Annotated in this window: 2 protein-coding genes and 2 pseudogenes; 1 reads left to right on the forward strand and 3 read right to left on the reverse strand. The window is 56.5% G+C overall.

From position 1 onward, the window contains the following. Positions 1-1,220 precede the first annotated feature (1,220 nt). A complete protein-coding gene (locus NKI85_RS37440) occupies positions 1,221-2,180 on the forward strand; it encodes a LysR family transcriptional regulator (protein WP_352780883.1) in 960 nt (319 codons plus the stop codon). A 325-nt stretch (positions 2,181-2,505) separates the two neighbouring features. On the opposite strand, the pseudogene NKI85_RS37445 reads toward NKI85_RS37440, so the two are convergent. From NKI85_RS37445 to NKI85_RS37455, 3 genes and pseudogenes are all read right to left on the reverse strand, one after another. Beyond that, positions 2,506-3,130 (reverse strand): annotated as a pseudogene (locus NKI85_RS37445) (3-oxoacid CoA-transferase subunit B). A 15-nt stretch (positions 3,131-3,145) separates the two neighbouring features. Beyond that, complete coding sequence (locus tag NKI85_RS37450; protein ID WP_352780886.1) at positions 3,146-3,784, reverse strand: CoA transferase subunit A; 639 nt, start codon at positions 3,782-3,784, stop codon at positions 3,146-3,148. A 218-nt stretch (positions 3,785-4,002) separates the two neighbouring features. Next, a pseudogene (locus NKI85_RS37455) lies at positions 4,003-4,145 on the reverse strand (gamma-glutamylputrescine oxidoreductase); the annotation flags it as partial. Positions 4,146-4,292 lie beyond the last annotated feature (147 nt).

The following is a 4,292-nucleotide window of genomic DNA, read 5'->3' on the forward strand; positions in this document are numbered from 1 at the left end:
CATGTTCCTTCAAAATTCCGATGATCTGCTCTTCAGAGAAGCGGCTACGTTTCATGTCCTGGTCCTCTCGATGGGCCAGAACGAACTTCAAACCGGATTAGATCAGAGGGGCAAGGTCAAAACTCGCCGACGCGGTCGCCTGCTATGTCGACCATAAGCAGGCCACGGGGATGCGCTCTCGAACGGAAGCGCGCACCCTCAAGTCGTCTTGCCGGGCCATGCGAGGTCGCCTTGCGCGATGTCCCTTTCACGACAGGCCGGAGACGGATGCCCTTCTCGCCGCTTCGGATCAACGCACAGAGCAAGGTCGGCGGACCATGCCCTCCTGCTGTTTCTCTACAACTCCGGCGCTCGAGCCCCTGAAGCAGCCCAACTTATGACCGTGATCTCGATATGCCCGCCGCTTGCGTCAGAATCCATGGAAAGGGTGGAAAGCAACGCCTTCGTCCCCTTTGGCCTGCTACCGTCGCCAAAATCGTCAAACTTATCAATAGACGTTCGCCCACCGACCCGTATTCCAGAACCGCCTGAGCCAGCCGATCAAATTTGGTATCCACAGCATAGTCGAACGCCATGGCGGCAAAGCTTTTGACCAAATTCCCGGCAAACAAAACTGGTCATCCCGCATACCATTCCCCACAGCACGGCAACTATCTATTGCGGACCGGCGTCGACATCAACCCCATCCGAGGGTGGCTCGGCCACGTCTCGCTCGACACGACCAACTCTATGCCGAAATCGACTTCGAGACGAAAGCCAGGGCCCTGGCAGCATGCCAGCCCGCCAGCGACGCCAAACCGACAAGGGGTTGGCGAGACCGGCGCGAACTCATGGACTTCCTCCGTAGCCTGAAGCCGTCGCAAATTGTGGTGATCGAAATCATCATCATGGCGGCTGGGCGCCGCGCCCGAGCGCCACATAAGGGCGCACGCTACATTACGGACCCGGCTCTTCCCAAGGGTACCCATGCACCTCGGCAAAATCAGGGCTCTTCATGACCTCAATTCGCTCGCACACCCTCTACCCGCTCGCATACCCCCGTCAAGCGCGGGGCTTCGTTGACTGCGTTCATCCGTTCCGGACGGTTGAAGATAATGTGAACGCTTCGTGCTCTCTTGCTTCGCTATGACCCGTTCATGAGATACCCTGGGACACAGCTCTGCATAGCCCCGTCAAAAACTATTGCGCGTCCAAAGCTTTCGGAGATAAATTAATCGCAAATGAGCAACAATATCACCCTCAGGCATTTGCGTTCTCTGGTCGCGGTTGCGGATTATGGCGGATATACCACTGCGGCCCGCTTCCTGAGCATCGCCCAATCGGCTTTAAGCCGAACAATCGTCGAGCTTGAGCAGGAACTGGATACCCGCCTGTTCGAGCGCACTACACGGAGGGTGGTCCTTACGGCATCCGGTGAACAACTATTGATGAATGCGCGCCGTGTTCTCGAGGAATTCGACAGCGCACTGTCACGGTTCCAGCTTTACCATAGCGGACTCAATGGAGTCGTGAGCTTAGCCGCACTCTCGTCGGTTGCGTCCATCATGCTGCCGACGGTTGTTTCCGAGTTCCGGAAAGCCAGGCCCAACGTTAGAATATCGGTAAAGGATGGTTTCGCGGAGGAGGTTGTTCGTTACGTGTCCGACGGGCAGGTCGATTTTGGCATCACTTCCTTCCCGAAGGCGAAAGGACGGCTGGTCTGCGAACGGATTGCGGCGGATACTCTGGTGTGCATCTGCTCGAAATCTCACAGATTTGCGGACATGGAAACGGTGTCCTGGAACGACTTGGCTGGGGAAGACTTCGTCTCGTTCGATCCCTTGAGCAGCGTTCGCAATTGTGTGGATCGCGCCTTACAAATTGCCGAAATCCAACTCGGGGCCATAACACAGGCTCGGGACGTCGGCACGGTTGCGGGCCTTGTATCCGCCGATCTAGGCATATCCGTAGTGCCTAGCCTTGTCCTGCCGATGATGCAGTTCTGCGAATTAACCCAAAAAAGGTTGATGGGTCCTGTCATCGAACGCGAGATCTATCTTGTTTATGACCCACAGACACCGATTCCTCCAGCCGCTGGATTTCTCATGGAAATGCTACGGCAGGGAGCGATGCATGGATTCCGAATTCCGGACGGAGCAAGATGGATGAATGATCCGAAACCTGAGCCGGCGAAGAAATAGGAATGAGCGACAGCTCACCTTCAGGACTTCCTGCGCCTCGTCAGATAAACTAAACTGAACGTGAAGATTTTAGCTCTGGCGGGCCAGGTTCTGCCCTTCGTGGCAGAGGATCACCTCGTTCACCACTGCCGCTTCGACGCCTGCGCGCTTTAGCACGCCCTTTGACGACGGCCGGAGCCAGTTCATAAGCGGGCGTGTTTGCGAGGGGGTTGAAGCCTCCGACGGCGGTGCGGTTGCACTGACGATGACGATGGATGGCCTGCTTAGAATAGCACCTTCGATGTTGATGGGTGACTCTCCAGCCTGCGCTAAATGACGTGGCAGATCAGTTGACGATCGTTGCTTCGGTTGCGTTGCGTAGTCCGCTGTCAGTGACGACGTGGGCGAGTTCAACCAGCTTCAAACCGCCTTCGACCATATCAAGCACACAAAGGTTCGTGATGATCCGGTCGACCACGCGCTGGCCGGTCAGCGGCAGCGTACAAGACTTCAGCACCTTGGACACGCCTGCCTTGTTGGTGTGGTCCATCACAACGACCACGCGCCTGACGCCGACAACCAAATCCATTGCGCCACCCATGCCCTTGACCAACCTGCCGGGATCAACCAATGGCGAGATCGCCGTTCTCGGGACCTCCATGGCGCCGAGGATCGCCATGGCGATCTTGCCGCCGCGGATCATCGCAAAGCTCTGCGCCGAATCGAAGAAGGCAGAATGCGGGTGCCGTCACCGTCTGCTTGCCGGCATTGATGAGATGGGCGTCAATCTCTTCCTCACTCGGAAACGGTCCAATGCCAAGAAGACCCTTTTCCGACTGCAGCGGCACATGGACCCCCTCGGGAATATAATTGGCAACCAGCGTTGGAATGCCGATGCCAAGATTGACGTAAGTGCCGTCTTCCAGTTCACGCGCCGCCCGCGCTGCCATCTGATTTCTGTGCCAGGCCACCTGTCTTTCTCCTGCTCAAGCCGCGCGTGTCGTGCGCTGTTCGATGCGCTTCCCATGCTTACCTCGGATCAAGCGATGCACGTAGATCCCTCGTACGTGGATGTGGTCAGGGTCGAGGCTACCGACGGGCACGATCTCCTCGACCTCCGCCACACACATCTTGCCGCAGGTGGCGGCTGGCGGGTTGAAGTTGCGCGCTGTTTTACGGAATATGAGATTGCCCGAAGTGTCGGTTTTCCAGGCCTTGACGATCGATAGGTCGGCGACGATACCGGTTTCCAGCAAATAAGTTTCGCCATTGAAGACCTTGCGATCTTTGCCCTCAGCGACCACCGTGCCCACGCCCGTATTGGTATAGAAGCCGGCAATGCCGGCGCCGCCGGCGCGCATACTCTCGGTCAGCGTTCCTTGCGGATTGAACTCTAGTTCGATTTCGCCACTCAAGTACTGGCGCATGAATTCGGCATTCTCACCGACATAAGAGGAGATCATCTTCCTGACCTGCTTTGTCTTCAACAGAACGCTGAGGCCGAAATCATCGACGCCGCAGTTGTTCGAGGCAATCGTCAGGTCCTTGGTGCAGGCCTCCCGGATCGCAGTGATCAGGAGTTCGGGTATACCACAAAGGCCAGACCCGCTCACCGCAACTAACATACCGTCAAACAATAGGCCATCCAAGTGCCGAGCCCGCGTCGGTATAGAGTTTGTTCACCTCACCCCCCAATATAAATATTGATAAGCCGATCGACGGACCGACTTCGAAGTTACAATCCGAATTTCTTAACGAGTACTATGTTAAGCCGGAAGCAAGCCTTCATACAGATCGTTCAGGGGACGCGTCGTAAACACCAAGGACCTTATAGCCCTTCTCCATAGCCCTTCTCCGCGAGGTGCACTGCCGTTGCAATGCCGGAATAGCCGGCGCCAACCGCACTGGGTTGCGGATAATGTTTCGGGAGGCGATGTAGTAATTGTTTGGATAATTGCCGTCACCGGCGTACGATCTCTGCCTCATGGCATTACACAATTCTTAGATAATTCCTACTCGCTGATCTCAGCGTAAGCGGTGCGCCAAGGCACCTTTCCCGAAATCGCCTTGATGGTTAGTCTCTCGTTCGTGGGCGCGCCGGCGCCGATCACTCCGGGTCATAATGGGTGACGT

It is taken from the genome of Mesorhizobium sp. M0571 (assembly GCF_040320985.1).
GTDB lineage: Bacteria > Pseudomonadota > Alphaproteobacteria > Rhizobiales > Rhizobiaceae > Mesorhizobium.